This is a genomic window from Acinetobacter sp. ABJ_C4_1 (assembly GCF_044538495.1).
GTDB classification, from domain to species: Bacteria; Pseudomonadota; Gammaproteobacteria; order Pseudomonadales; family Moraxellaceae; genus Acinetobacter; species Acinetobacter nosocomialis_A.
Genome location: NZ_JBIUCQ010000001.1, coordinates 618,303 through 645,122, shown reverse-complemented (window position 1 = coordinate 645,122; position 26,820 = coordinate 618,303). Strand labels below are relative to the sequence as shown.

The 26,820-nt window shown below is 37.0% G+C and carries 27 protein-coding genes and 1 other RNA gene; 10 read left to right on the top strand and 18 right to left on the bottom strand.

The annotated features are described in order from the left end of the window. Positions 1–563: 563 nt before the first annotated feature. From ACIF8R_RS02975 to kynU, 3 genes are read right to left on the bottom strand one after another with little or no spacing between them, the layout of a single operon-like run. On the bottom strand, positions 564–1,313 hold the full coding sequence (locus ACIF8R_RS02975; protein WP_396478952.1) for an alpha/beta hydrolase: 750 nt from the start codon (positions 1,311–1,313) through the stop codon (positions 564–566). A gap of 7 nt (positions 1,314–1,320) precedes the next feature. After that, a complete protein-coding gene (locus ACIF8R_RS02970) occupies positions 1,321–2,727 on the bottom strand; it encodes an amino acid permease (RefSeq protein WP_311070741.1) in 1,407 nt (468 codons plus the stop codon). Positions 2,728–2,767: 40 nt separating this feature from the next. After that, positions 2,768–4,018, bottom strand: a complete 1,251-nt coding sequence (gene kynU / locus ACIF8R_RS02965; RefSeq protein ID WP_396478950.1) for a kynureninase — start codon at positions 4,016–4,018, stop codon at positions 2,768–2,770. Between the two features lie 146 nt (positions 4,019–4,164). Here kynU and gigD point away from each other — a divergent pair, with 146 nt between their 5' ends. Next, positions 4,165–4,614 (top strand): Lrp/AsnC family transcriptional regulator GigD, encoded by a 450-nt coding sequence (gene gigD, locus ACIF8R_RS02960; RefSeq protein WP_396478948.1) that lies wholly within the window; start codon positions 4,165–4,167, stop codon positions 4,612–4,614. Positions 4,615–4,657: 43 nt separating this feature from the next. Next, a complete protein-coding gene (locus ACIF8R_RS02955) occupies positions 4,658–5,194 on the top strand; it encodes a GNAT family N-acetyltransferase (RefSeq protein WP_396478946.1) in 537 nt (178 codons plus the stop codon). 54 nt (positions 5,195–5,248) lie between these two features. Here the strand turns inward: ACIF8R_RS02955 and ACIF8R_RS02950 are convergent, their stop codons facing one another. Both ACIF8R_RS02950 and ACIF8R_RS02945 read right to left on the bottom strand, forming a co-directional pair. Then, complete coding sequence (locus ACIF8R_RS02950; RefSeq protein ID WP_004708422.1) at positions 5,249–5,542, bottom strand: hypothetical protein; 294 nt, start codon at positions 5,540–5,542, stop codon at positions 5,249–5,251. A gap of 114 nt (positions 5,543–5,656) precedes the next feature. Further along, positions 5,657–5,893 carry a hypothetical protein gene (locus ACIF8R_RS02945; protein ID WP_057066151.1) on the bottom strand — a complete coding sequence of 79 codons (237 nt, stop codon included), beginning with the start codon at positions 5,891–5,893 and terminating at the stop codon, positions 5,657–5,659. Positions 5,894–6,335: 442 nt separating this feature from the next. On the opposite strand from ACIF8R_RS02945, the gene ACIF8R_RS02940 reads away from it, so the two are divergent. The 4 genes from ACIF8R_RS02940 to ACIF8R_RS02925 all read left to right on the top strand — a co-directional run bounded on the left by ACIF8R_RS02940 (position 6,336) and on the right by ACIF8R_RS02925 (position 9,180). After that, positions 6,336–7,022: an HAD-IA family hydrolase gene (locus ACIF8R_RS02940; RefSeq protein ID WP_343568053.1), complete on the top strand. Its 687-nt coding sequence runs from the start codon at positions 6,336–6,338 to the stop codon at positions 7,020–7,022. Beyond that, positions 7,006–7,446 carry an RNA-binding S4 domain-containing protein gene (locus ACIF8R_RS02935; RefSeq protein ID WP_263614985.1) on the top strand — a complete coding sequence of 147 codons (441 nt, stop codon included), beginning with the start codon at positions 7,006–7,008 and terminating at the stop codon, positions 7,444–7,446. Before ACIF8R_RS02940 ends, ACIF8R_RS02935 begins: the two co-directional genes overlap by 17 nt. Positions 7,447–7,591: 145 nt before the next feature. Further along, on the top strand, positions 7,592–8,644 hold the full coding sequence (gene recA / locus ACIF8R_RS02930; protein WP_263613886.1) for a recombinase RecA: 1,053 nt from the start codon (positions 7,592–7,594) through the stop codon (positions 8,642–8,644). A 53-nt stretch (positions 8,645–8,697) separates the two neighbouring features. Continuing rightward, positions 8,698–9,180 (top strand): regulatory protein RecX, encoded by a 483-nt coding sequence (locus ACIF8R_RS02925; protein ID WP_396478944.1) that lies wholly within the window; start codon positions 8,698–8,700, stop codon positions 9,178–9,180. A 14-nt stretch (positions 9,181–9,194) separates the two neighbouring features. Here ACIF8R_RS02925 and ffs read toward each other — a convergent pair. Then, an RNA gene (ffs, locus tag ACIF8R_RS02920) (signal recognition particle sRNA small type) lies at positions 9,195–9,291 on the bottom strand. A 317-nt stretch (positions 9,292–9,608) separates the two neighbouring features. On the opposite strand from ffs, the gene ACIF8R_RS02915 reads away from it, so the two are divergent. After that, entirely contained in the window at positions 9,609–10,499 is an 891-nt protein-coding gene (locus ACIF8R_RS02915) for a YbgF trimerization domain-containing protein (RefSeq protein ID WP_396478942.1), read from the top strand. Between the two features lie 59 nt (positions 10,500–10,558). On the opposite strand, the gene lpxA is transcribed toward ACIF8R_RS02915, so the two are convergent. The 12 genes from lpxA to rimO form a co-directional block, all read right to left on the bottom strand. After that, positions 10,559–11,347, bottom strand: a complete 789-nt coding sequence (gene lpxA / locus ACIF8R_RS02910; RefSeq protein WP_263613889.1) for an acyl-ACP--UDP-N-acetylglucosamine O-acyltransferase — start codon at positions 11,345–11,347, stop codon at positions 10,559–10,561. Beyond that, on the bottom strand, positions 11,344–11,829 hold the full coding sequence (gene fabZ, locus ACIF8R_RS02905; RefSeq protein WP_000140523.1) for a 3-hydroxyacyl-ACP dehydratase FabZ: 486 nt from the start codon (positions 11,827–11,829) through the stop codon (positions 11,344–11,346). The genes lpxA and fabZ overlap by 4 nt, the downstream gene beginning before the upstream one ends. 6 nt (positions 11,830–11,835) lie before the next feature. Continuing rightward, positions 11,836–12,906: a UDP-3-O-(3-hydroxymyristoyl)glucosamine N-acyltransferase gene (lpxD, locus tag ACIF8R_RS02900; RefSeq protein ID WP_396478941.1), complete on the bottom strand. Its 1,071-nt coding sequence runs from the start codon at positions 12,904–12,906 to the stop codon at positions 11,836–11,838. A gap of 4 nt (positions 12,907–12,910) precedes the next feature. After that, positions 12,911–13,414 carry an OmpH family outer membrane protein gene (locus ACIF8R_RS02895; protein ID WP_396478940.1) on the bottom strand — a complete coding sequence of 168 codons (504 nt, stop codon included), beginning with the start codon at positions 13,412–13,414 and terminating at the stop codon, positions 12,911–12,913. A 41-nt stretch (positions 13,415–13,455) separates the two neighbouring features. Next, entirely contained in the window at positions 13,456–15,966 is a 2,511-nt protein-coding gene (gene bamA / locus ACIF8R_RS02890; RefSeq protein ID WP_396478938.1) for an outer membrane protein assembly factor BamA, read from the bottom strand. 37 nt (positions 15,967–16,003) lie between these two features. After that, the gene (rseP, locus tag ACIF8R_RS02885; RefSeq protein ID WP_396478936.1) at positions 16,004–17,359 is read right to left on the bottom strand and encodes an RIP metalloprotease RseP; all 1,356 of its coding nucleotides are present in this window, start codon (positions 17,357–17,359) and stop codon (positions 16,004–16,006) included. A gap of 1 nt (position 17,360) precedes the next feature. Beyond that, a complete protein-coding gene (gene ispC, locus ACIF8R_RS02880; RefSeq protein WP_311070716.1) occupies positions 17,361–18,557 on the bottom strand; it encodes a 1-deoxy-D-xylulose-5-phosphate reductoisomerase in 1,197 nt (398 codons plus the stop codon). Beyond that, a complete protein-coding gene (locus tag ACIF8R_RS02875) occupies positions 18,558–19,382 on the bottom strand; it encodes a phosphatidate cytidylyltransferase (RefSeq protein WP_304400411.1) in 825 nt (274 codons plus the stop codon). Beyond that, a complete protein-coding gene (gene uppS, locus ACIF8R_RS02870; protein ID WP_304400410.1) occupies positions 19,382–20,134 on the bottom strand; it encodes a polyprenyl diphosphate synthase in 753 nt (250 codons plus the stop codon). The genes ACIF8R_RS02875 and uppS overlap by 1 nt, the downstream gene beginning before the upstream one ends. Before the next feature lie 4 nt (positions 20,135–20,138). Then, positions 20,139–20,693 (bottom strand): ribosome recycling factor, encoded by a 555-nt coding sequence (frr, locus tag ACIF8R_RS02865; protein ID WP_002049637.1) that lies wholly within the window; start codon positions 20,691–20,693, stop codon positions 20,139–20,141. Positions 20,694–20,778: 85 nt separating this feature from the next. Beyond that, the gene (gene pyrH / locus ACIF8R_RS02860) at positions 20,779–21,507 is read right to left on the bottom strand and encodes a UMP kinase (protein WP_000852257.1); all 729 of its coding nucleotides are present in this window, start codon (positions 21,505–21,507) and stop codon (positions 20,779–20,781) included. A 51-nt stretch (positions 21,508–21,558) separates the two neighbouring features. After that, positions 21,559–22,902 (bottom strand): 30S ribosomal protein S12 methylthiotransferase RimO, encoded by a 1,344-nt coding sequence (gene rimO / locus ACIF8R_RS02855; RefSeq protein WP_000856678.1) that lies wholly within the window; start codon positions 22,900–22,902, stop codon positions 21,559–21,561. A gap of 341 nt (positions 22,903–23,243) precedes the next feature. Here rimO and glnL point away from each other — a divergent pair, with 341 nt between their 5' ends. The 3 genes from glnL (at position 23,244) to ACIF8R_RS02840 (ending at position 26,764) form a co-directional block, all read left to right on the top strand. Continuing rightward, entirely contained in the window at positions 23,244–24,353 is a 1,110-nt protein-coding gene (gene glnL / locus ACIF8R_RS02850) for a nitrogen regulation protein NR(II) (RefSeq protein ID WP_304400409.1), read from the top strand. Next, positions 24,340–25,833: a nitrogen regulation protein NR(I) gene (gene glnG / locus ACIF8R_RS02845; RefSeq protein WP_396478933.1), complete on the top strand. Its 1,494-nt coding sequence runs from the start codon at positions 24,340–24,342 to the stop codon at positions 25,831–25,833. The genes glnL and glnG overlap by 14 nt, the downstream gene beginning before the upstream one ends. Positions 25,834–26,110: 277 nt before the next feature. Then, positions 26,111–26,764 carry a TetR/AcrR family transcriptional regulator gene (locus ACIF8R_RS02840; protein ID WP_263613901.1) on the top strand — a complete coding sequence of 218 codons (654 nt, stop codon included), beginning with the start codon at positions 26,111–26,113 and terminating at the stop codon, positions 26,762–26,764. The last annotated feature ends 56 nt before the right edge of the window (positions 26,765–26,820 follow it).

Sequence of the window (26,820 nt, the reverse complement as noted above, 5' to 3'; positions counted from 1 at the left end):
AATTAATTTATTTAAAAACAATTTGATAAATAAATATCTTTAATAAAAAATACCCTCATATCTAAGATACAAGGGTATTAAAATAAAAAACTTTACAGACGCAGTATGTGCATGAATAAATATATACTTTTAAAGATATATTTACAATACCTCTTTCATATTTTCATTTAACTCGTTGTGATCAACTTCATCAATTGCTGCTTTAGTACACTAAATATTTATGATCAAGAGACGAGACAAAATAAAAAAGTCCGTATCTTGGGAAGCTACGGACTATAAAACTCATCTAAGCAACAGCTAAACAGTTTGTCGATTAGAGAGAAAACACTATCCTTTTAATCTAATTGAGTTATGAATTTAGGTCAACTTGAAATCCAACGTAGTGATAAAAAGCTACTTAAATGTGATAAGTTTTACATTTCCACTCAAACACAACCTAAAATGAATATATTGTATTAAATTTAATAAAAACATATATCATTCGGCATATCATCATCGAATAAACTTCAAGTTATTGATTCAAAATATTAAAACCAATCACCCACCTTTAAAAGTCGGATTCTCTAGTTCTCAAACCTACATTTAAAATAGTGCTCTAAAATAGAATAATGATTAATCCCAGAAATAGTCTCTAAAGAGAATAACTCCTGATCTTGATCGCCTTTATGCTCAAAATAATTTTGGCTTTGCCATCTCAATTCACTTAGCTCCAACTCTCCACACAAAACCATACAAGGAATATCAACACTCTCTTTGTGATAAATAGGGCTATATTTCAAAATATCGTCTTGTGATAAGTTTAATGCATGATTTAAATGAGTCTCTCGTATAGGTGCTAAATCATAGATACCACTTAATAAAACTGCTTCAGATAATAAAGGATGGCTTAAACATAATGCCCCTAGATGCGCACCTGCTGAATGGCCCACTAATAAAAATTCATCCGTTTTCCAATTCTGCTGTGCAATAAAATCTAGAGCTTTTTGAGTTTGAGCCACCATTTGTGAAATATGACTTTGAGGAGCCAAGTCATATTCTAAAAGTATACACTGCGCCCCTTTTGCTAAAATATACGGTGCAATAAAGGCAAAGTCTGATTTATCACACCACTGCCAATATCCCCCATGTATAAAAATCACGGTTTTATTGGCATGTGCTAAAGGAAAAAAATCCATCGTTGATCGGTTCTGTGAACCATACTTTATATCTTTTATATGATGATAGGCTTGATAACTCAGCAAGCTTCTATATTGAAAGCTTGCTAGTATTTCACCTTCATTTGCTACCGTTGTAGCATTATCATATTGTCTCATATACCGATCACTTCAATGTTTCTTCACTAGAGTTGAGATTTAACTTTACGGTGGAACGTTTTAAGTAGAAGCAAAATATCAGAACAAGCACTAAAGGTACGCCAAACTGCAAAGTAGACTTAAACTCATTGGTAAACCAAGTGGTTACTGTAATACTCAAAATCGCAATAAAACCAAATAGTGAGATGAATCGACTGGCTGGAATTTTAAATTTTAGCTGTATATTTTGCTGAGCCATATGCTTTCTAAAAAACATATGTGTCACAAAGATACTACCCCAAGTGAACAGTGCACCAAACATTGATAGTGCAATCATGATTGGAAACGCAGAAGCCGGATTAATCGTATAAACAATGCTAGCAATACCAATCCCTACCGCGGAAAGCAACAGTGCATTTACTGGTACACCGTTACTACTGATTCGGCCAAAAACTTTTGGTGCATCACCTGCACGTGACAAGCTAAACAACATACGAGTTGAAATATAAAGCATGCTATTCATTGCAGATAAGGCAGCTACAATTACAATAAAGTTTAAAATACTATCGGCATATGGAATACCAACAATCCTCATGACCATAACAAAAGGACTTGTTGCATCTGCTCCAATCAAAACCGTCCATGGCACCAAAGTAACAATTAGAAATAAAGACAATAAATAAAACAAAATGAGTCGGAGTGCTGTGCTTTTAAATGCCTTTTTTACTGCTTTTTCAGGGTCTTTTGCTTCACCAGCTGCGACGGCGATCATTTCTATACTTAAATAACTAAATATTGAAATAATGACACCAATCCATACCCCACTAAAGCCATTAGGAAAAAAGCCTCCATGCCCTGACAAATTAGTCACAACTTGCTTTGCGCCCTCTTTGCTTTGAGTCAAGATACCAATAGCCAAAAGAATAAACACGATAATGGCAAAAACTTTGATTGTGGAAAACCAGTACTCCACCAAACCAAAGGCTTTCACACTATAGGCATTTACAACAAGTAAGGTCAGTGAAAAAAATCCAATCCAGACCCAAGAGCCTACATTTGGAAACCAAAGCTTCATATAGTCAGCTACAGCGGTAATCTCAGTGCCTACAGCCAGCACAATACAAGCCCAATAACAGTAGCGAACTAAAAAGCCAGCAAGTGGACTCATATAATGTTCTGCATATGCACCAAATGAGCCCGAGGTAGGATGCTGAACCGTCATTTCAGCCAAGCAAGCCATAAGTGCAAATGCAATTAAACCACCAATCGCATAGCTGACGATGACTGCGGGACCTGCAAAGCTAATTGCAAATTTGCTTCCCATAAACAACCCGGTTCCAATTGCTCCACCAATTGCAATCATACCCATCTGTTTTGCAGATAACTTTTTATGCAGCCCAGCTTCTCTATTTTGTATTTCATCAAAACTACTCATAGGCCCTCCTAGCCATTTGTTTTATTTTAATTCCTTAAAATCAGGTCACTTCACCGCGAACTAAATAGCGCTTACTTTTCCATTCACTATTCAGCATAGTTTCTTTTAAGTGCTGTACTGCATTCCAAATATCTTCAAACCCTAGATACAAAGGTGTAATACCAAATCGCAACACCGCAGGTTCCCTATAATCACCAATCACACCACGTGCAATAAGCGCCTGAATAATTTCATAACCGAATTCATGGCGATAACTGACATGACTACCACGATATTTATGATCTAAAGGCGTAATTAACTCAAAACCGAATTCAGAGCATTCTTGCTGTACCAGTTGAATAAATAAGTCAGTTAATTTCAGCGATTTTTCACGGATTTTTTGCATATCAGCATGTAAGAAAATATCGACACCGCATTCAATAAGACTCATAGAAATAACCGGCTGAGTCCCACATAAATAACGGCGAATACTATTCGCTGGCTCATAATGCTGTGCCATATCAAACGGTTTTTTGTGACTCCACCAGCCAGATAAAGGTTGCCAAAACTGATCACGGTGCTTTTCATTGACCCAGAGCAATGCTGGCGAACCAGGCCCCCCATTTAAATATTTATAGGTACAACCAATCGCAAAATCACTACCGCTTTGATTCAGGTCCATTGGAACAGCACCAACGGAGTGACATAAATCCCAAATCACCAAAGCGTCTTTAGAGTGAATCTGCTCATTAATAGATGACATATCGTAGAAATACCCTGTACGGTAATTCACGTGAGAAAGAACTATTACAGCAACATCTTTCTCTAAAACCCGAGCTAAGTCTTCTACGTCATCAATCAATTCAACTTGATAGCCCTTTTGTATTAAGTCAATGAAACCTTCAATAATATAAATATCTGTTGGGAAAGCATCCTTTTCCGCAACGATGACTTTACGTTCAGGATTTTTTTCGGCCTGAATTTTTACCGCTGCTGATAAAACTTTAAATAAGTTCAGTGTAGTTGAATCTGAAATAACAACTTCGCCTTGTTCCGCACCAATCAGTTTAGCGACTTTGTCACCCAGTCTTGTTGGTAATCCCCACCAATCAGCCTTATTCCAGCTATTGATCAGATCTTCTCCCCATTCTTGGGAAATAATATGCTGAGCGACAGCCAAAGATTTCTTTGGTCTAGCACCTAAAGAGTTGCCATCTAAATAAATAACACCTTCTGGCAATGCAAATTCATCTTTAAATTTTTTGAGTTCATCTTCCTGATCCCAATACAAACACTGTTCACGAGTAATCATTTGGTATTGCACCTATTTCAACATTTCCTTTGTATTTGAATTTTATCACGTCAATTTGTACGATTTATTCGATAATATTTGATTAAAAATGGCTATTTTCGTATAGAATTCTAATTAAAATTAAAAAATATGGATGGAATTCGAAAATGAATGTAGATGCAATCGATCTAAAAATTTTGAAGTATTTACAAGATAATGCCCGCTTAAGCAACCAAGAACTTGCTGATCTCGTTAATCTTTCAGCCTCTGCTTGTCACAGACGAGTCAAGATTTTAGAAACCAACGGAATTATTGAAAAATATCAAGCGAAAGTTAACTACGAAAAATTAGGTATAAAAATTGAGGCCATGGTTGAAATTAAACTTGCTCAACTCACTGAAAATGATCACCAGTTTTTTTTAAGCCAGATCAAGAATTTTGATGAAGTGATTAATGCTTATATCATTACAGGCGAATCTAATTATGTTCTGCATGTCGCCACTAAAGATCTAAATTCTTTTTCTCACTTTGTTATTAATACACTCAATAAAATTAAAGGAGTGGTAAGCATTAATTCTAAGATTATCTTACAGAAAATTATACAAAAGCCACTGTAGACTATATGGTTAAATTAAAAATTATATTTACAGAGCTTTTACTATGATCGAAACCGAACGTTTAATCTTAAGACAATGGAAAGAAACTGATGCTGCCCCCTTTATCGAAATGGGATTGGATAAAGATGTTATGCGTTTTTTTCCAAAGCTTTTATCTGCTACTGAAAGTATAAATTTAATTCAAAGAGCATCAGCCCTTATTGATGAAAAAGGTTGGGGATTTTGGGCTGTAGAATTAAAAGAAAGTCATGAGTTTATGGGTTTTATTGGCCTACACGACCAACCAGAACAATTTGATTTTTCCCCTTGCATTGAAATTGGCTGGAGAATTGCGACAAAATTTTGGAAAAAAGGCTATGCCACTGAAGGAGCAAAAGCAGCGTTGGACTATGCTTTTAATATTCTCAATAAAGATAAAGTAGTTTCTTTTACAGCAACTGTGAATAAGCCATCTCAAGCAGTGATGGAAAGACTAGGAATGCACAAAGTTAAATACTTCAATCATCCCAAGCTTCCAGACGAACATGCCCTAAAAGAACATGTTCTTTATGAAATATATAATCCTAAGTTTAAGTTATGAGAAAATTAAATATTGATATATTTCAAGCATTCCAATGAATTAAAAAAATAAGGATTATTCATCAAAGTCATAACCTACAGAGGTGGAATGCTCCCAATATTCATTAATTTTATCTGCAATAGCTTCCTTATCCATCGTAGTTAAAACATAGAAAAGTTTTGCTTCTTTGTTTTTTCTCAAAATTAATAGATTGTAATAATCATATTCAGGACCATTTAGCCCTAATGATGGCTGTTCTTCACAGTGTTTCTCAGCCTTGTAATGCCATTCAAGTTTATAAGTATCAATACCATTGGCGGCATTGATCACTATGCCGTCATTGGCTCCTCCAATAAATCCAATTTTCATTGCCTGCTCTAAATTGTTATTCGGATAATTTTTAATATAACTTTAAACAAGTACGGTTCAATTTATAAAATGTTTGCCAATACGTATCCTATGTAAATCAAAATAACGAGTTTATTACTTCATGGCACGTAAATATTCATAAGCCTCTTTTTCATTGCTCTCCAGATGAACTCTTGCTTCCGTCTCATCATTTAAAGTTTCGTTTATTATTTTGGTACCTTCATAAGAGATTTGATGACCTATTTGAAAATCTGCTCCTAATGCATCAATTACGATAAACTTTCCAGCAGCGTTTGAAGCTATAAAAAAACTGTTGTTACGATAACCATATCTAATTGTATATAAGCCCACTTTTATTCCAACTTTTAATAATAATTCCATAGAGTTCATAGAAAAGCAAAAATACTTATCAAAAAATGAACCAAAAAATAAATATAAATCTATATTTCTAAAAGACTTTATTAACCACTTTCCTCCTATTTTACTTCCATGAATATTTTCAAAAATTTGTACAAGCACCACTATTAAGTAGTTTTATCATAAAATATACCTTCAAAAAAGTAAGAGCAGATATATAGAAGCTATCTTATGAAAAACACGATTTTTCTTTTCTCTCAATATTGAGTAGTCCAAACTTTAGGGGCACTATTGTTATCTACTTGTTTATTCATTACAAACCATTAGAATTTTAAAATGATGAAATAACAACAAATCAGTCCGTTTTCCCGACTTTAATGATTATAATCTTAAGCTACTTTTCTTCCATGTATATTTTAGTTGGAGCTCTCAAAACATGAATAAAATAGTGCTTTTTGACATGGACGGAACCTTGTTAGATTTGGCTTTTGACGATTTTATATGGAACGAATGCCTACCTGAAAGACATTCTCAGACACATCAAATCTCTTTAACAGAAAGCCAAGAAATATTAAGCCAGTTTTATCGTAGCAATAAGCATACTCTTGCCTGGTATTCTTCAAAGTATTGGACAAAGACTACAGGCGTAGATGTTTTAAAACTTCAGCAAGAATTTCAACATAAAATTAAAACACGCTCAGGATGCATAGAGCTACTTCGTGCTCTAAAAGAACAAGGTTATCAATGCTGGTTAGTCACTAATGCAGACTGCGCAAGTTTACAATTAAAACTTGATAACATTCCTATTCAAGATTTTTTTGATGTGATTGTGTCTAGCGAACAAATTGGTCATGCAAAAGAAGACCTTCAATTTTGGCAAGAGTTACAACGTTTATATTATTTTGTACCAGAAACGACTATTTTTTTAGATGACACTCTTCCAGTTTTAAAAACTGCTGAAAAATTTGGTATAAGACACTTGTTTACTATCTTACAGCCCTCAACTCTTAAGAGTAAAAGGCAGTCACAAGATTTAGAGTATAAAGCTCTAGATCAGCTTACAGAGCTACTGTCTATTTTGAATCAAACTGATAGAAAGGATAATGATGTCAAAATTGCGTGAAAACGATGCTGTGGAAACCATGCGCGTTGACAAATGGTTATGGGCGGCACGTTTTTTTAAAACTCGTTCTATTGCTAAAGCAGCAATAGAAGGAGGAAAAGTACATCACAATAATGAGCGTGTAAAAGTTTCTAAAGAAATTCGTGTTGGGATGGAATTGGTTGTTCAGCAAGGTTTCGATAAAAAGACGATTGTTGTTAAAGCACTTTCCAACGCTAGAGGACCCGCTCCAGTTGCACAACAACTTTATGAAGAAACCGAAGTAAGTATTGCAAGACGGGAGTTGATTGCTTCCCAGCGAAAATTGCATAATCTAGCTCGACCTGACCATAGACCAAGCAAGAAAGATCGGCGACAAATCAATCGGTTTAAACAGGATAATGATCAACATTATGAAGACCATTGGTCTTATGATGATGAATAAAAACGTCGAGTTGTGTCGCACTCACATATACAATATATAGAAGCTAGAGAAAAAATCTGTCACTATTAACCCTGTGAAACAAGTTGAGATTCAATGCATCCACTTGGGTTAAACGTGATGAACATAGAGTATTGAGGTTTTTGAGATGGATGAGAATAAAAGCAAAGCATTACAAGCCGCTTTGAGCCAAATTGAGAAGCAATTTGGTAAAAACACGGTTATGCGTCTCGGTGACAACACTGTTCAAGCAGTTGAAGCCGTATCTACAGGTTCTTTAACTTTAGACATCGCATTGGGGATTGGTGGTTTACCAAAAGGCCGTATTATCGAAATTTATGGTCCAGAATCTTCTGGTAAAACTACAATGACATTACAAGCAATTGCTCAATGTCAAAAGTCTGGTGGTACATGTGCCTTTATCGATGCCGAACATGCCCTAGATCCTCAGTATGCACGTAAGCTTGGTGTAGATATTGATAACCTACTTGTTTCACAACCCGACAACGGTGAGCAAGCACTTGAAATCGCTGATATGCTTGTTCGTTCAGGTGCGATTGATTTAATCGTTGTGGACTCGGTAGCTGCTCTTACACCTAAAGCAGAGATCGAAGGTGAGATGGGTGACTCTCACATGGGTTTACAAGCACGCCTTATGAGCCAAGCACTTCGTAAAATTACGGGTAATGCTAAACGTTCAAACTGTATGGTTATTTTCATTAACCAAATCCGTATGAAGATTGGCGTTATGTTTGGTAGCCCAGAGACTACGACTGGTGGTAACGCACTTAAATTCTATGCTTCAGTTCGTTTAGATATTCGTCGTATCGGTCAGGTAAAAGAAGGCGACGAAATTGTTGGTTCAGAAACCAAAGTTAAAGTCGTTAAGAACAAAATGGCTCCTCCATTTAGAGAAGCTATTTTCCAAATTCTATATGGTAAAGGTACTAACCAATTAGGTGAACTTGTAGATTTAGCAGTTCAACAAGATATCGTTCAAAAAGCTGGTGCATGGTATTCATACCAAGGTAATAAAATTGGCCAAGGTAAGAATAACGTAATTCGTTATTTTGAAGAAAATAAGCAAATAGCTGAAGAGATTGAGCGCAATATCCGTGAGCAATTGTTGACTACAGGTACAAATGGCGCAGTGCAAATTGAAGATGATGAAGAAGAACCAGATCTTTTATTAGAGTCTTAATTATACATGAGTCATAAAACGCCCTTCGGGGCGTTTTTTACAAGGAAATTTATATGTTCAAAAGAAACGATGAGCAATCTCAACAGCGCCCTCCTCTTACTGGCCAGCGCTTACGCTCATATGCTTTTGCTTTACTTACTCGCCGAGAATACTCTAAAGCAGAATTGATTGAGAAATTAGCTTGTTATGCACAAAATATAGAAGAAGTGAAACAACTTGTTGAAGAGTTATCTGAACAAAATTACCAAAGTGACCAGCGTGTTGCGGAATTAACATTGGCTAGCCAGATTCGTAAAGGCAAAGGCCCAAAACGCATTCAACAAGCTTTAAAAACAAAACAGATAGAAAATGATTTAATCGCCGATGAAATTCAAGAAATTGATTGGGTAGAACAGGCGTATCAACTTAAAGTTAAAAAGTTTGGAGAAGCCGTAGAGAAAGATCCAAAACTTAAAGCAAAACAGATCAGATTTCTACAATATAGAGGATTTGATTTAGATGTAATTTTAAAAGCGATCCAAAGAAAATTGGATTAAAAGAAAGGTGGCAGCCCCACTAGCAAAACTTCGGCACATCATAGATCTGCTACCGTTGCTACCTTCCGGTCCTGGCGGGGTTCACAGAGTACAATTGCGAAGCCACCAGCGGGGCTACCATTGCAAAACAAAGTATAGAGATTTTTAAAAGAGTTGCAACCCTTCTCTGTCTTTTTCAGCAAGTTTTTGTTTCGATTGATTAATTCATCAGCAAAAACAGCTTAAAACCCTAATAATGTAATTTTCTGAACTTATGCTCTTTTCGTATTTTGCATAAAATATGCTTGAAGATTGTAAACTATCCTTGCATTTAAACTGTTAACTGCTTTAATTGCATTGATCAATGAAAAACCTTAGATATTTAGAGAATTGTTTTTTTATATTCCTGTATCAAGGTGGCTTTTATATAAAATTATGGATTTATACACATGCAAATGAAGAAGCATTCTTTATTATTTATTGCCTTAATGAGTACCACCTCTCTATACGCAAACATTCCTATCGAGTCTCGTGGTTTAAGTCAAAATGATGGTAGTGCATCTAATACTTCTTCAAGCAATATTTCAGTTCCTACAAATTTAAACTGGGAATTGATGCAAAAAAACCAACAATTAGAAAATGATGTCCGTACTTTAAGAGGTCAGTTAGAAGAACAAGCGAATGATATTGAGCAATTAAAGAAAGACCTTGCGAACCGCTATACTGATTTAGATCAACGTCTAGAATTGTTACATCAAAAAGTTGACCCTGACAGTGCTACCCAAGAAGATAGCTCAAATACGACTGCTGATAGCACCACTTCTACTAATACAACAGCACCTCAATCTCAGCCTACAGATGGCAATAAAGTAGTTGCAGCTCCACCTACTCCAACCACCTCTGAACAACAACCTAGTGCACCCGTAACAAACGCTCAACCAATCACCGAGGCCCAAAATCAATCAAATCCATTTGAGCTAGAAAAAGCCGCTTATACAGTAGCTTTAGATGCTTACAAACAAGGTGGAGCAAAAAAAGCAATTGCTCCGATGCAAAACTTTATTAAAAACCATCCTAATAGTATTTATACAGGTAATGCCTATTTCTGGTTAGCAGAGTTTCATTTAGCTACAGACCCAGTGAACTACAATGAAGCGAAGAAAAACTACAATATTGTCGCTAGCCAATATCCAAACTCTAGTAAGGCACCTCGAGCACTGTATCAACTGTATAGCATTGCCAAAGATGTTGATAAAAATACTGTGTCAGCAAATCAATATAAGAACAAGCTACTTACTCAATATCCTAAATCTGAAGAAGTTAAATTCTTTAAGAAATAATTTAGACATAAAAAAAGACACTGTTTTTAACAGTGTCTTTTTTTATGTCTTATTAAAAATTAACGCACAATTCCGCGTTCAGATTGTTCAAGAGAGTCAATTAGTAATTGAGCTTCCGGAACAGAAGGCAAAATTTCACTTTTAATTTGCTCAACAGCTTGAACAGAGGTCAATCCAGATTTAAATATCAATTTATAAGCTTCTCTTAAGCCCTGAATTGTATTTTTAGACCAACCTTTTCTTCGCATACCTTCAGTATTTATACCAAAAGCATGAGCAGGATTACCAGATGCCATAACATAGGCTGGTACATCTTTAAGAATTAGTGAGGCCCCACCAATCATGCTGTAAGAATCAATCTTACAAAATTGATGAATTCCAGAATTACCGCCCACAATAACATGATCACCAATATGTACATGCCCAGCGACACCAACATTATTGGCAAAAATATTGTGATCACCTACGATACAGTCATGTGCGATATGTGTATTGACCATCAATAGGTTATGACTACCTATCTTAGTCAATGAATTATCTTGCACAGTGCCTCTATGTAAGCTGCAATGTTCACGAATTAAATTGTTGTTACCAATTTCAAGCCAAGTTTCTTCACCCTTATATTTGAGGTCTTGGCAAACTTCACCAACACTTGCAAACTGGAAGATCTCATTATTTTGGCCAATTCTGGTAAAACCACCTACTACCACATGAGAATGTAATTTAGTACCAGCACCAATAGTCACTTGAGGACCAATAACACAATAAGGTCCTATTTGAACATCTGCAGCAATCACTGCAGATGGATCAATAATGGCGGTAGAATGGATTAAATCGTGATTACTCATGCCTGCTCTGTTTTTTGGTGTGAAATCATAATCTCAGCGGTTGCTGCTACAATGCCATCAACGCTAGCTGTACAATTGTATTTGTAAATGCCGCGCTTCTGCATTACCAACTCAGATTTTAATACAAGTTGGTCACCTGCAACTACTTGTTTTTTAAATCTAACTCTTTCTGCACCAGCAAACAGGAATAAAGAACCTGGTTTTGGTGTTTCATTGTTCATAATAAAACCTAGAACGCCTGAAACTTGAGCTAGTGCTTCAACAATTAGAACACCAGGCATAATTGGATATTCTGGAAAATGTCCTTGTAGAAACTCTTCATTGATAGAAACATTTTTATAACCAACAATACTATTGTCAGTAACTTCAGTCACACGATCAACCAATAAGAATGGATAACGATGCGGCAAATATTGACGAATCGTTTGAATCTGCATTGGTAATTCAGGGATGGCAAATTTAGGTGTAGTTGACTCGGTCATAATATTCTATTTACGCAAATTAAAAGTTGATTCAAGAGACTCTATTTGAGCTTGTATATGATCAAGTCGTTTAGTGATTTGGGTCAATGGCACATCTGCTAATTGTCGCAAGCGTACAATTGTCTTTTTCCAATGACTATTTTCAAACAACCCAATTCCTGAAGAATAAGTTCCAGCTTCAGAAATATTTTTTGTGACCATTGACATTCCGGTTAAAGTCACATTATCAGCAATTGTAAGGTGACCTGAGACTCCACATGCCCCAGCTAGAATACAGTTTTTGCCAATTTTTGTGCTTCCTGCAATACCACACGTAGCTGCAATAGCAGTATTTGAACCAATATGAACGTTATGTGCAATTTGCACAAGGTTATCAATAATTACCCCATCTTCCAAAATTGTATTATCAAGAGCACCTCTATCAATACTACAATTTGATCCAATGCGGACATCATTACCAATGATAACTGAACCTAGTTGAGCAATACGATGCCATTTCCCTTGATATGGAGCAAAACCAAAACCTTCACTACCAATTACAGTATTTGAATGAACACGCACACGATCACGTAATTTGGAACTGCCTGTAATAGTGACATGAGAATCAATAAAACAGTCTTTTCCAACTTCTACATAGTCATCAAGTTTAGTATGCGACTGAATGACTGTATTATCACCCACTACGCAATTTTCACCAATCACTACATAGTGTCCTATATATGCGGTTTCGGAAATAACAGCAGATGGATGAATTTGAGCAGTACTTTCTATACCTGTTGAAGTAAGCTTTCTATCAAATACGTGAGTAAGGATTGCAAAAGCAAGATAAGGATTATCAACAATAATGAAATTATCTTTTTCAGGAAGATGTGCTTTTAAAGCAGCGGTAACAATAAAAGCTCCTGCGCGGCTTGCTTTAGCTTGTTCGAGATATTTATCACCATTTACAAAAGTAAGATGGTTAACATCCGCATTTTCTAAACTTGCTAGATTTGAAAATTGAAGGCTACCTTCACCAATTAGCTCACCTTTAACGAGGTGAGCTAATTCATCTAAACGATATTGTTGAACTTTCATTAATTTATTTCATTGAATTAACCTTTTGTATCATTTTATCAGTTAAATCATACTTAGCGTCATAGGCAACAGTTGAATTTTTATTCAAAATAAAGTCAAGATTATTTTCTTTTCGTAATTGCTCAGCAGCTTGCTTAACTCTGGTCTCAAAAGTTGTGTTCATACTTTGCAAGCTAGTTTGAACTCTAGACTGTAAACCCTGCTGCGTTGAATTAAATTCATTTAACTTTGATTGATACTGAGATTGTAGTTTTTTAATCTCATCTTCTTTCATTTTTTGGCCTTGAGTTTGTGCTTGACGTTGAAGTCCTTCTAACTCTTTACCCAATTGCTCAAGTTTAGTCGTTGTAGGTTTCACAGACTGGTTTAAGCTTGCATTTTGTTGCTTCAAATAAGTACTATTTTCAACAACTTTAGCGAGATCAATTACACCATAACCAGCTGCATTAGCTGCTACTGAAGCCACCGTCAAGCCTAACCCTAACATTAGTATATTTAATTTTTTCATGTAAATTTCTTTCCTTATTTCGTTGTTCAATGAAGTCGTACTTAGAAAGTACGACCAATTTCAAACTGGATTTCTTTAGTTTCATCACCCGGTTTATCATTTAACGGGAATGCATAGCTAAGTGACAATGGTCCAATCATAGTAATCCAGGTTACCCCCACACCCACGCTATAACGTAAGTTACCTAAATCGAAGCCATAATTATCTTCACAATACTTCTTAACGTCTGTAATTGTCTGACCATTAATCCTCATACCTTTATCGCCATATACAGAGTTATTAATATTACACTTGGTATCGAAGACCTGACCACCTTCAGCAAACAGTACAGGACGTACCTGACGAGTCCAATCACCTTTAAATGGCATAGGCAATGCCAGCTCAGTACCAAATTGAACTAGAGCATTACCACCAACATTTTCAGGTGAAGGATCATCTTTTAGTGTTTCTTGTAAATTTACACTTGCATATTTAGGTCCCAAGGTACTGTTGTCATAGCCTCGAACAGAACCGTAACCACCTGCATAAAAGTTCTTATAGAATGGCAAATCATTACCATAACCCAGCTTACCATAACCACGAAGTACAAAGCCTGAACTACCAATCGGTAAGAATGCTTGCGTATCATAAGTTAATTTTTGGTAGTCAACATCGCTACCAGGTAAACCAATTTCAAGACCTACACGGTGAGACATACCTGATGTTGGGAAAATCGGTCTATTTAACGTATTGTATGACCAACCCAAATTCAGGTTATAAGTAAAAAACTCACCTTCAAATGCGCTTCCAAAAGGAGCAGAAGTTTGACCATCAGGACATTTTCCACTAGCATCTAAATCTACTAAACAATAAGTACTTGTTGAAGTAGTTTTTCCACCATTTGCCAATAAATAGTCACGCACATAGGTAGATACATAAGGGCCAGTCGTTACTTTAGTATTATCAACACCTACAGATGCACTTAAGCTTTGGTTTTCATCAATTGGATAACCAAAACTTAAACTACCACCAAAACTATCTGTTACATAGTTGTTAACGTTATAGTTATCATTTAACTTAGTTTTACGATAATAAACGTTATAGCCACGGCTTACCCCATCAATGGTAAAGTACGGATCAGTAACACTTAAGTTGTAGTAGTCTTGAGTTTCTGAACGAGACAAGTCAATTGCAACTCGGTTACCAGTACCCATAAAGTTAGTTTGACTAAGTCCGGCTTGGAACGTAATACCACCATTTTGCGAGTAACCTACTGCCAATGTAGTGGTACCTGAATGTTGCTCTTCAACATTCACATTCAAATCGACCTGGTCGGGTGAATTTGGGATACGAGCTGGCTTAATATCAACTGTTTTAAAGAAGCCTGTACGCTCCAAACGAACTTTAGACAAGTCAATTTTTTCATTACTTGCTAAAGCACCTTCCATTTGGCGCATTTCACGACGTAATACTTCATCAGAAGTTTTACTATTACCAGTAAAGTTAATACGGCGCACTGTCACTTGCTGGCCTGGGTTTACATAGTAATTTAAGTCAACAATGCCAGTTTCATTATTAATTTGCGGAACAATATTTACATCAGCAAAATAATAACCAGCGTTACCATATTTACGTAAAAGCAATTGTTTAACCGCATTTACCTTTTCTTGTGAATAGGTATCGCCATCTTTATAAATTTTTAGGGCTTGTAATTCTTCAGGTTTATAAAGCGCATCACCTAAGAATTTAGTTTGACCAAATTTAAACTGATTGCCTTCCTCAACAGCAACTTCAATAAAGATATGTTTTTTATCTTCACTGATATTAAGCTGAGAATTATTAATATTAAAATTAATATAGCCCTTGTTCAGGTACATAGCACGTAATGCTTCAAGGCTTGCAGCCATTTTTTCACGCGCATAACGGTCATTACGTGTGACTACTGAAGCCCAACCACTTTCCTTAACAGCAAATGCTTGTTTGATTTCACTGTCTTTAAAAACAGTATTACCAATTACATTGATATCAAAAACTTTTGCTGGTGTCCCTTCGTTAAAGTTAAGTTTTAATTCAACGCGGTTATTTGGTCGTGCAACGGTATCAACAGTAACGCTAGCATCATAACGACCTTGTTGAGTGTATTGCTGCTCTAACTCTGTTTGAATGGTTTGCAAAGCAGATTTCTTAAAAACCTCACCCTCTGCAACACCCATTTTTTTAAGGCCTTGTTCTAATGCCTCTTTAGGAATAAGTTTATTACCCTTAAATTCAAGTTTTGAAATAATTGGGCGTTCAATAACATTAAAAACCAAAGTATCGTTATCTTTTGATGCTTTAATATCATCAAAAAGACCCGTGGCATACAATGTTCGAATTGCTTCGGCGATCATCGGTTCATTAACGCGATCGCCACTGTTGATTGGCAACATGGTATAAACATTTGCAGGAGTAAGACGGACTAACCCGTTTACACGAATATCTCTAACAACGAAATCATCAGCTGCATATGCTTGTTGTACCGCTGCCATAGCGCTAACAAGTGCCAAAGGCATTAAAAAATGTGTGTGCCGCATGCCAGTTTTTTCCAGTAAGTTATAAATCCATATACGTTTACAAACGCATAAAGTCATTAAATAAAGCTAAAAGCATCATACTACCGAGCAGTACCATACCAATTTTTAGACCAAACATTTGTATTTGTTCAGAAACAGGTTTCCCTCGAATAGCTTCAATAATGTAATACACTAGATGACCACCATCTAACATTGGAATTGGTAATAAGTTTAAAATTCCAAGACTTACACTCATTAAAGCCATAAAGGAGATAAAAGTTTCCCATCCCATTTCTGCACTTTGTCCAGCTACTTTTGCAATGGTAATTGGCCCAGAAAGATTTTCTAATCCAATTAATCCTTTAACCATTTTCACTATTGAATTCAAAATCATGCTAGAGATTTGGCCAGTTTTATCAAGTGCCATTTCAAAAGCTTGTATTGGAGTATATTGAATTGTTTGCTTATATTCGTCAGGAATTGTAATTTTTCCAGCATCACTTTTTACACCAAGGACACCATTGACCTGTCCCATATTATCCCGCTTTCCTTGCGGCATAATTTGTAAATGTACCAACTGCTCATGACGTAAAACATCAATATTAAGTAGTTTTTCTGGAGAACGCTGAACGACTTCAACTACATCAAACCAATCTTTCATAGGTTGACCGTCAATCGCAACAATACGATCACCTACTTTCATGCCTTGACGAATTGCTGCACCATCTTCTGTTAAGTCTGTTACAACAGCAGGAATGATAGGACGATAAGGCAAGAAACCTAATAATTCCAGTGCAGAATCATTCTGGTTTTTTAAAAAATCTTTAATTGGTAATACAAAATTTTTCTCGGTACCTGCACGATCAACATCGATATTTACAGTACCTGTTTCACCCACACGATCAATTAAAGCAAAATTTAGCTTTTCCCAAGTTGCGGTCTCTTTTCCATCAACTGCAATAATTTTATCGCCTACATGTAACTGGGCAGCAGCAGCTGGAGAATTTGGAATAATTTTGCCAATTTTAGTATTTAATTGTTGTTGTGCGGGTAAAAATAAAACCCAAAAAAGAAGCACAGCAAAAATTAAGTTAATTAACGGCCCTGCAGCAACAATAGCTATACGCTTCCATGGTTTTTGACGGTTAAAAGCATATGGTAGATCTTCTTCTGCGACATTACCTTCTCGCTCGTCTAACATTTTAACGTAGCCACCCAAAGGTAGAGCAGAAAGCTGATACTGAATACCTGACTTTCTAGATGTCCATTTCAGTAAGGTTGGACCAAAACCAATTGAATAAATTAAAACTTTAACCCCAAGCTTTCGCGCGACCCAATAATGACCAAACTCATGAATTGCTATTAAAGGACCAAGTAAAAGAGCTGCTGCTGCAATCATAAAAAGCGCATTCATTTCAGCCTCCAATACTTGATATATATTTCTGAGCTATAGATCGAGCCACTTTATCTTTATCTAAAATGCACTCAATGCTCTCAGCCGCTGCATTCTCTAAATCTTGCAAAGTATGCTCTACCACTTGTGGAATATGTGTAAATCCAATCCTTTCCTTTAAGAATGCTTCAACAGCAATTTCATTTGCCGCATTCAAAATGGTAGGTGCCAAACCACCTGCACGCATTGCTTGTCTTGCCAAATTCAATGCAGGAAATTTTTGGGTATCTGGAGCCTGAAAATTAAGTTGAGAATACTCAAATAAATCTAAAGCAGGAACGCTTGTTTGTAAACGCTCAGGCCATGCTAATGCATGTGCAATCGGCGTACACATATCAGGATTACCCATTTGTGCTAATGTTGAACCATCAACATACTGCACCATAGAGTGAATAATACTTTGTGGATGAACAACAACTGTAACAAAATGTTCAGATATTGAAAATAAATGACACGCTTCTATCAACTCCAACCCTTTATTCATAAGAGTAGCTGAGTCAACTGAAATTTTTTGCCCCATTGACCAGTTTGGATGTTTACATGCCTGTTGGGGTGTTACATGTTCCAACTGTTCTAGAGAATGATTTAAAAAGGGACCACCAGATGCGGTTAGCAGTATTTTGGATACGCCTAATTGCGGTTGCCCAGTTCTATCGACTTGTAAATAGTTATGAGGTAATGACTGGAAAATAGCATTATGTTCTGAATCTACTGGCAATAATAATGCCTGATGATCAAGAGCAGCTTGCATCATGATTTCACCAGACATAACTAATGCTTCTTTATTTGCAAGCAATACTCGTTTACCTGCTTTAACAGCTGCCAAAGTAGGCAATAAACCAGCTGCACCTACAATTGCAGCCATCACAACATCAACATCTGCATGTGATGCAATATCAACCAAACCATCTTGTCCAACTAAAATATCAATACCCTGTATATTTTGTTGAACAAATGATGTTTTTAGTTCAGCTATTTTGTTTTCAGGAACAACAACAACTTTAGGGCGGAACTGTTTGCAGATTTCAACAAGTTCAGGAATTCGACTATGCGCCGAAACTGCAAAGACTGAATACTTATCTGGATGTTGACTTAAAATTTTTAAGGTACTTTGCCCAATAGAACCGGTTACACCCAATATGCAAACAGATTGTGTCATCTATAAATCTACACCAATAAGCTTTAATATATACATTCCCGTTGCAAAAATCGGGGCTGCTGCGAGTAAAGAATCAATACGGTCCAGTACACCACCATGACCTGGCAAAACACGGCCAGAATCTTTAATACCAGCACGGCGTTTAATCATTGATTCAAATAAATCACCTAATACTGAACCAAATACTGTGATTAAAGACAAGATCAGGAATAAAAGTTGTTGAACCCAAGTTAGATTTAAATATTGATATTGCACTACAAGCATGACAATAACTGTAGTGAGAATACCACCATATAAACCTTCTACTGATTTGTTAGGACTTACTGTAGGTGCCAATTTTCTTTTACCGAATTTACGACCTACAAAGTAAGCTCCACTATCTGCACCCCATACAAGCAAGAACAAATACATCAACCACCATGGTGAGCTTTGCCATACTACAAATATCGCAGTCACTGCTGCACAGATAAGAATTAAACCAATGACATAAAGGGTCGCGTTATACCACCCATCAAATTCAGGAAAAGACTTAACCCAATAAACACTAACGAGCCAAGTTAAAATTGAAGCAGACCATAGCAGTAATGCAATGTCATGAAAGAATAAGGCAACGCCTGAAACAAAGGCAACTAGTAGACCATAACCCCATGCTTTAGGCTTTACTACGGCGCCAGCTTCATGAGGCATTAACTTATACCACTCATACCCCGCCACCGCTGCTGCTACAATCATAAGTACCAACATTGGATAATGTGATTGCGTAGCAAACATACAGCCTAAAACAACTGCAACAAGTACCAATGCGGTAACAATCCGCTCTAACATTATAAATTCTCGATTTTCTCTTGCTGAATTTGTTCAGATGTTTTACCGAAACGACGTTCACGCCCTGAAAATACATTCAATGCATGATCGAATTCCTCGACTGTAAATTCCGGCCACAAAGTATCGGTAAAATACAGTTCCGCATAAGCTGCTTGCCATAACAAGAAGTTAGATATACGGAAATCTCCACCTGTACGGATCAACAAGTCCACAGCTGGCAGATCGTTTAGACTGACATATTTTTCGAACAAATCAACATTTATTTGATCAGCGTCAATTTCACCACGTGAAACTGCTTGAGCAACTTGTTTAGCTGCATTTGCAATATCCCACATACCACCATAGCTAATCGCAATAGTTAATGTCATGGCGTCATGATGTACTGTTTGTTGCTCTGCATCTTCCATTAAGGCAACTAAATGTGAAGGTAATCTAGAACGATCCCCTATAAAACGCAAAGCAATATTGAATTTCTTCATGCGAGGTATTTGCTCATGAATGGTTTCTTCAAGAAGTTTCATAAGCAGATCGACTTCATATTGTGGTCGATTCCAATTTTCACTCGAAAATGCAAAAACAGTTAAAGCACGGACGCTAGTTTTTATACAATGTTCAACAATAGGGTCTAGAATATTTTTACCCTCTCGATGCCCATCACCTTTTTGCATTTGGTTTTTCTTTGCAAAGCGGTTGTTGCCATCCATAATGATGGCAACATGCTTAGGAAGATGATACTCTTCTGATTCGGTCATAAAATTAGACCTTCATCAATTCTGCTTCTTTCGCTGCAAGACGCTTATCTACTTCTGCAACATATTTATCAGTGATTTTCTGGATATCATCACCTGCACGACGCTCATCATCTTCAGAGATTTCTTTCTCTTTCAACAATGCTTTGATATCACCTAAAACATCACGACGAATGTTACGAATAGCAACTTTTGCATTTTCAGCTTCGCTGCGTGCAACTTTCTGCATATCACGACGTGTTTCTTCAGTTAAAGCTGGTAAAGGCACACGAATTGAATCAGCAGTAATTGGGTTTAAACCTAAATCACTTTCACGAATTGCTTTATCAATTGCAGATACCATTGTACGTTCAAACGGTTGAACGATAAGCGTACGAGAATCTTCAACACCAACGTTCGCTACTTGGTTTAAAGGCACATCAGAACCATAGTAAGGAACCATTACCCCATTTAAAATTGATGGGTGTGCACGGCCGGTACGAACTTTAGCAAACCCTTGTTCCAAAGACTCAAGAGTTTTCATCATACGCTGTTCGCTGTCTTTTTTCAGATCGTTAATCATATGATCTTCCTTACTTATTTATTCAAGGATGTATATAACAAATTTAATTTAGCGCTAGTATAAAGAGCTTTGCAACACACGTACATTACTTAGTAACGCGTGTACCCTCTTTTTCACCCATTACAACTGATAAAAGCGCACCAGATTTATTCATATCAAATACTTGCAATGGCACATTGTGGTCACGGCATAAGCAAATTGCTGTTAAATCCATAACACCTAACTTCTCATCTAACACCTGATCAAATGTTAAATGATCGTATTTCACTGCATCTTCATATTTGCTTGGATCTTTATTATAAACACCGTCTACTTTGGTTGCTTTCAAAATTAAATTTGCTTCAATTTCAATACCACGTAGACATGCTGCTGTATCAGTTGTAAAGAATGGATTTCCTGTTCCCGCAACGAAAACACAGACCTCGCCTTGGCTTAAATGACGAATTGCATCACGACTTGAATATGACTCGACAACAGTACCAATTGGTAGTGCAGACATTAGACGAGTTCTGATGTTACGACGCACCAATGCATCACGCATTGCCAAACCATTCATGACAGTCGCAAGCATACCCATTTGATCACCTGTTACACGGCCAACCAAACCATCTTTTTGCAACTGGCTTCCACGATATAAGTTACCGCCACCAACAACGATACCTACTTGCACGCCCAAGCCTACCAAATGCGCAATAGAAAGTGACATCTGATCTAAAACTTGAGCATCAATACCCATATCTTTATTACCTGATAAAGCTTCACCAGATAATTTTAATAAAATTCGTGAATAACGGGGGCTGATTGTTTCCGCCATGATTTTGCTCCAAGACCTCTTAAACTGAATGCTTTTTGAATCGTGATTCGATTAGACCGATTTAATTTTAATTAACTTTGCAAATAAGTCGTATTCATCCGCATCGGTAATTTCGACTTCCAACATATCGCCTGGTTGAATCGTGCTCTTATCGATATCTTCTACAAAGACATTACCGTCAATTTCAGGAGCATCGGCATAAGAACGTGCAACAGCAACAGGATATTCATCTTCCAAACTATCGACTAGTACAGTCATCGTTTGACCAATACGTTTTTGTAATTTGGCAGCAGATATTTGCTGCTGCACTTGCATAAAGCGCTCGTAACGCTCTTGCTTAATTTCTTCTGGCACATGATCTGGTAAATCATTTGCCGTAGCGCCTTCTACTGGTGAATAGGTAAAGCACCCTACACGATCAAGTTGAGCTTCAACCAACCAATCGAGCAAAATCTGGAAGTCTTCTTCAGTTTCGCCTGGAAAACCAACCACAAAAGTAGAACGGATTACAAGATCAGGGCATTTTTCACGCCATAATTTAATTTTTTCTAAAGTATTTTCACTATGTGCCGGACGTTTCATTAATTTAAGAACACGTGGGCTTGCATGTTGGAATGGAATATCGAGATATGGCAAGATTTTACCTTGAGCCATCAAATCGATCACTGCATCAACATGTGGGTATGGATATACATAATGTAGACGGACCCAAATTCCAAGCTGACCAAGTGCTTCACACATGTCAAAGAATTTGGTTTTTACAGGTTGGCCATTCCAGAAGTCCAACTTATATTTAGTATCTACACCATAAGCTGAAGTATCTTGTGAAATAACCAAAATTTCTTTCACACCTGCGCGTTTTAATGCAGCCGCTTCTTCTAATACGCTACCAACTGGACGTGATACTAAATCACCACGCATGCTTGGGATAATACAGAAGGTACAACGATGGTTACAGCCTTCAGATATTTTTAAATAAGCATAATGTTTAGGTGTTAAACGGATACCTTGCTCAGGAACAAGATCAATAAACGGATTATGTTTAGGCGGTGCTGGCACATATTCATGTACAGCTTCCATAACGTCCTGGTAAGCTGCTGCACCAGTGACTTTTAAAACATTAGGGTGCATTTGACGAATTTTATCTTCGTCTTTACCCAAACAACCTGTAACAATAACTCGGCCATTTTCACTCATGGCTTCGCCAATTGCATCTAACGATTCTTGTACTGCAGATTCAATAAAACCACAGGTATTAACAACAACTAAATCAGCACCATCATAATCTGATGCAACTTGATAACCTTCAGTCTTTAACTGAGTTAAAATTCGTTCAGAATCTACCAATGCCTTAGGACAACCTAAAGAAACAAAACCGACTTTGGGGGTCTTCATGAATCTGCGCTCCACTTGAATGCGCGTATTGTATGTCTTTTCTCGTCTCAAGCATAGGTGGAAACCCCACTCTTTGTGTAATGCACCAAAATACAACCAATATTTGCACCAAAACTCAATATTGCACCAAGTTGGATCATGGTATTATTGGTATATACATTCATATTTTTGACCAAAAGATATTAAGAACGATTTTAGAGCGCTTTAACTACGCTTGAAACCTTAAAATAATCCATAAACAAAGTTGGCGTACATTTTGCATCATGCATGTTCTATAACGGTGAAAACCGATAACTAATGAAGATGCCATTGCGCCATTTTAAGACAGGAACGATTCGCTAATGGATCAACACACACCTATCGACTATCGCCTTTTGGTAGACAATTTAACTACTGCGATTTTATTAATCGATAGTAACTTTAATATTTTTTATTTGAATTCAGCTTGTGAAGCACTTTTTGACATTAGTTTGCTTCGCGCTTCTGGACAACCGGTTTTAAATTTACTTCATGCACCTGATGATACTTTTAATACGCATGAAGCTTTGCTCAATACTCTAAAAACAGGACAACCTTATACACGTCGTGAAGCTGTCATTAATGTCAACTTTAAAGACTTACATGTTGATTATACGGTCTCACAGTTAAATGCAGGTAAAAGCTACCACCCGCTCTTACTTATTGAGCTAAATCCTATTGATCGCATGTTGAAAATTTCTAAAGAAGAAAACCTGATTCAACAGCATCAAGTGGCTCGACAGTTAGTTCGAGGGGTTGCTCACGAAATTAAAAATCCTCTTGCTGGAATACGCGGTGCAACCCAGCTACTTGCTCGGAGCTTAAATGACGAGAGCTATGCGGAATTTACAGATGTCATTATTAACGAGGTAGACCGTCTTACCAATTTGGCTGACACCATGTTGGGTTCAAGACAACTGCCAAGTTATGAGAACGTAAATGTACATGAACCTTTAGAACGTGTACGTTCTTTAATCGCAAATCAAACCAAGAAAAAAATTAAAATTACGCGCGACTATGATTTGTCTTTGCCAGATGTAAAAGCCGATCGAGATCAACTCATTCAAGTCATGCTCAATATTAGTGTGAATGCAATTCAAGCGATTACAGAGAATAAATCATTTTTTACAGATCAAGAGCCTGAATTAATTTTACGTACCCGTATTCAACGTCTAGTCACCATTAATGGTGTGCTCAACCGCTCTGCTGTAAGAGTCGATATTGAGGACAATGGACCGGGTATTCCCGAAAGCATTTTAGAATCTGTGTTTTATCCTTTGGTTACAGGACGAGCAAAAGGTACAGGGCTTGGCCTGAGTATTGCACAGAACATCATGCATCAACATAACGGAATGATTGAATGCCAATCAGTTCCTGGAAAAACAATGTTTAGCTTATATTTACCTTGGGAGTCAGACCGTGTCGCGAAATAAAATATGGGTTATTGATGACGATCGCGCCATGCGATGGGTACTTGAGAAGACCTTTAAAGAAGAAGGATTTGACGTCACCAATTTTGAAGAAGCTCAAACAGCACTCGAACGTTTACATCATGATGCGCCTGATGTCATCTTAACTGACATCCGTATGCCAGGTATTGATGGATTAACTTTCTTATCTAAAGTGAAAAACTCTCATCCCGACTTGCCTGTGATCATTATGACAGCGCATTCGGACTTAGAGTCTGCTGTATCTAGCTATCAAACTGGTGCATTTGAGTATTTACCAAAACCGTTTGATATTGATGAAGCTTTAGCATTAGTCAATCGTGCGATTTTGCATATTAATAAATTGCAGCAGCAAGAGGCTACAAAAACTGCTTCTCCACTACAATCGACAGAAATTATTGGTGAATCTCCTGCTATGCAAGAGGTTTTCCGAGCAATTGGCCGCTTATCGCAATCACACATTACCGTTTTAATTAATGGTGAGTCAGGAACAGGTAAAGAACTCGTTGCGCATGCGTTACATAAGCATTCACCACGCCGCGCTAAGCCTTTTATTGCATTAAACATGGCAGCAATTCCTAAAGATTTAATCGAAACGGAATTATTTGGTCATGAAAAAGGTGCTTTTACCGGCGCTAACACTCAACATCAAGGTCGTTTTGAACAAGCAAATGGCGGAACTCTCTTCCTTGATGAAATTGGTGATATGCCTTTTGAAACACAGACTCGTTTACTACGTGTACTTGCTGATGGCGAGTTTTACCGAGTTGGTGGGCATATCCCTGTTAAAGTTGATGTCCGAATTGTGGCTGCGACACACCAAGATTTAGAAAAATTGGTGAATGAAGGGCGCTTCCGTGAAGACTTATATCATCGCTTAAATGTAATTCGTATTCATATTCCTAAGCTTGCGCATCGCAGTGAAGATATACCGATGTTGGCTCAACACTTCTTGGCTCGTGCTGGTAAAGAGTTAGGCGTAAGTCCAAAGATTTTACGTACCGAAACAACTGACTATATGCAGCAACTACCATGGCCTGGTAATGTTCGTCAGCTTGAAAATACTTGTCGTTGGCTAACCGTCATGATCACTGGTCGTGAGGTTTACCCAGAAGATTTACCTTCTGAACTCAAACAAGTTCCACTCCAAAAAAATAGTGATGCTAGCCAACCAGCACCATCTTTTGAGCGTATTTCGCTACATCATTGGGATGAATTGCTAAACCAATGGGCGATTCAAAAGCTTAAGAATGGTGAAATGAAGATTTTGGATATTGCTACGCCGATGTTTGAGCGTACTTTAATTAACGCAGCACTACAGCAAACTCGTGGACGCAAACGTCATGCAGCCGAGCTATTAGGTTGGGGACGTAACACCCTAACCCGAAAGTTAAAAGAACTAGGAATGGATTCTGCTGATGACGATGATGAGGACGAACACAAAGCGACTTTGTCAGAAGCCTAACAGCAAAGCAATAATCAAAAAGCGGCTAATTTATTTTAGCCGCTTTTTCTTTATCTCGATTTATATCGAAAAGATATGGTTAAACTAAAATGTGAACATACAGTTACATCATTAGAAATCTCAAAAATCAAACATAACCATTTATATTTTAATATATTTTTTCATTCTTACATTTACTTTACTGTTTACCCGATGACCTAAAAATATAGCGATGACCATCGTTAAAGATAGTTTTGCTATACTAGATAAGCAGTCTTAATCGTCGTTATTAAATTTTATGCATGATCCAGTCCTCGAGTCACATCATCCTATATGTGATAAACCTCAAACACGCCGCGGTATCGAACGTCGTTTAGCACTATTGTTAAGCGCAACCGAGCTGTTTTTGGAAAAAGGATATGATGCTGTTTCTTTAGATGACATCGTCAACCATGCAGGCGGCTCCAAGGCCTCTATTTATAAATATTTTGGTAATAAAGAAGGACTTTTTACCGCTATTTGTGACTATAAACGTGAAATGTTCTTTAAAGATGTTTGTATTCCATTTCAGCCAGAGAAAAGCACTTTAAGAGAGTACCTAGTTCAAACACTTAATCGTGTTTATGTTCACATTATTCAACCTGAACATATTGCGTTTTTAAGACTTATTATCGAACAGACCGAATGTAATACGGTCCTCATACAGTACCTCTATGACAAATGGGTACATAATCTACAAAACACACTTACTCAAGCATTAGAATTTGCGGATAAATCAGGAGAAATTACATGTCCTTCTCCTTATCATTCTTCACTGATGTATTTTGGGATTTTACGCGATATTGAATGGCGTATGATTATGGGCATGCCAGCCCTACCAGATGAGAAAGAAGCTTTTGATTATATTGAATATTGTGTAGATATTTTTTTAAAAGGCCACCATAAAGTCTAATTCTTTTGCATTTTGAAATGCTTATAGTATAGTAGACTTCTTTTTTCCCACATCCA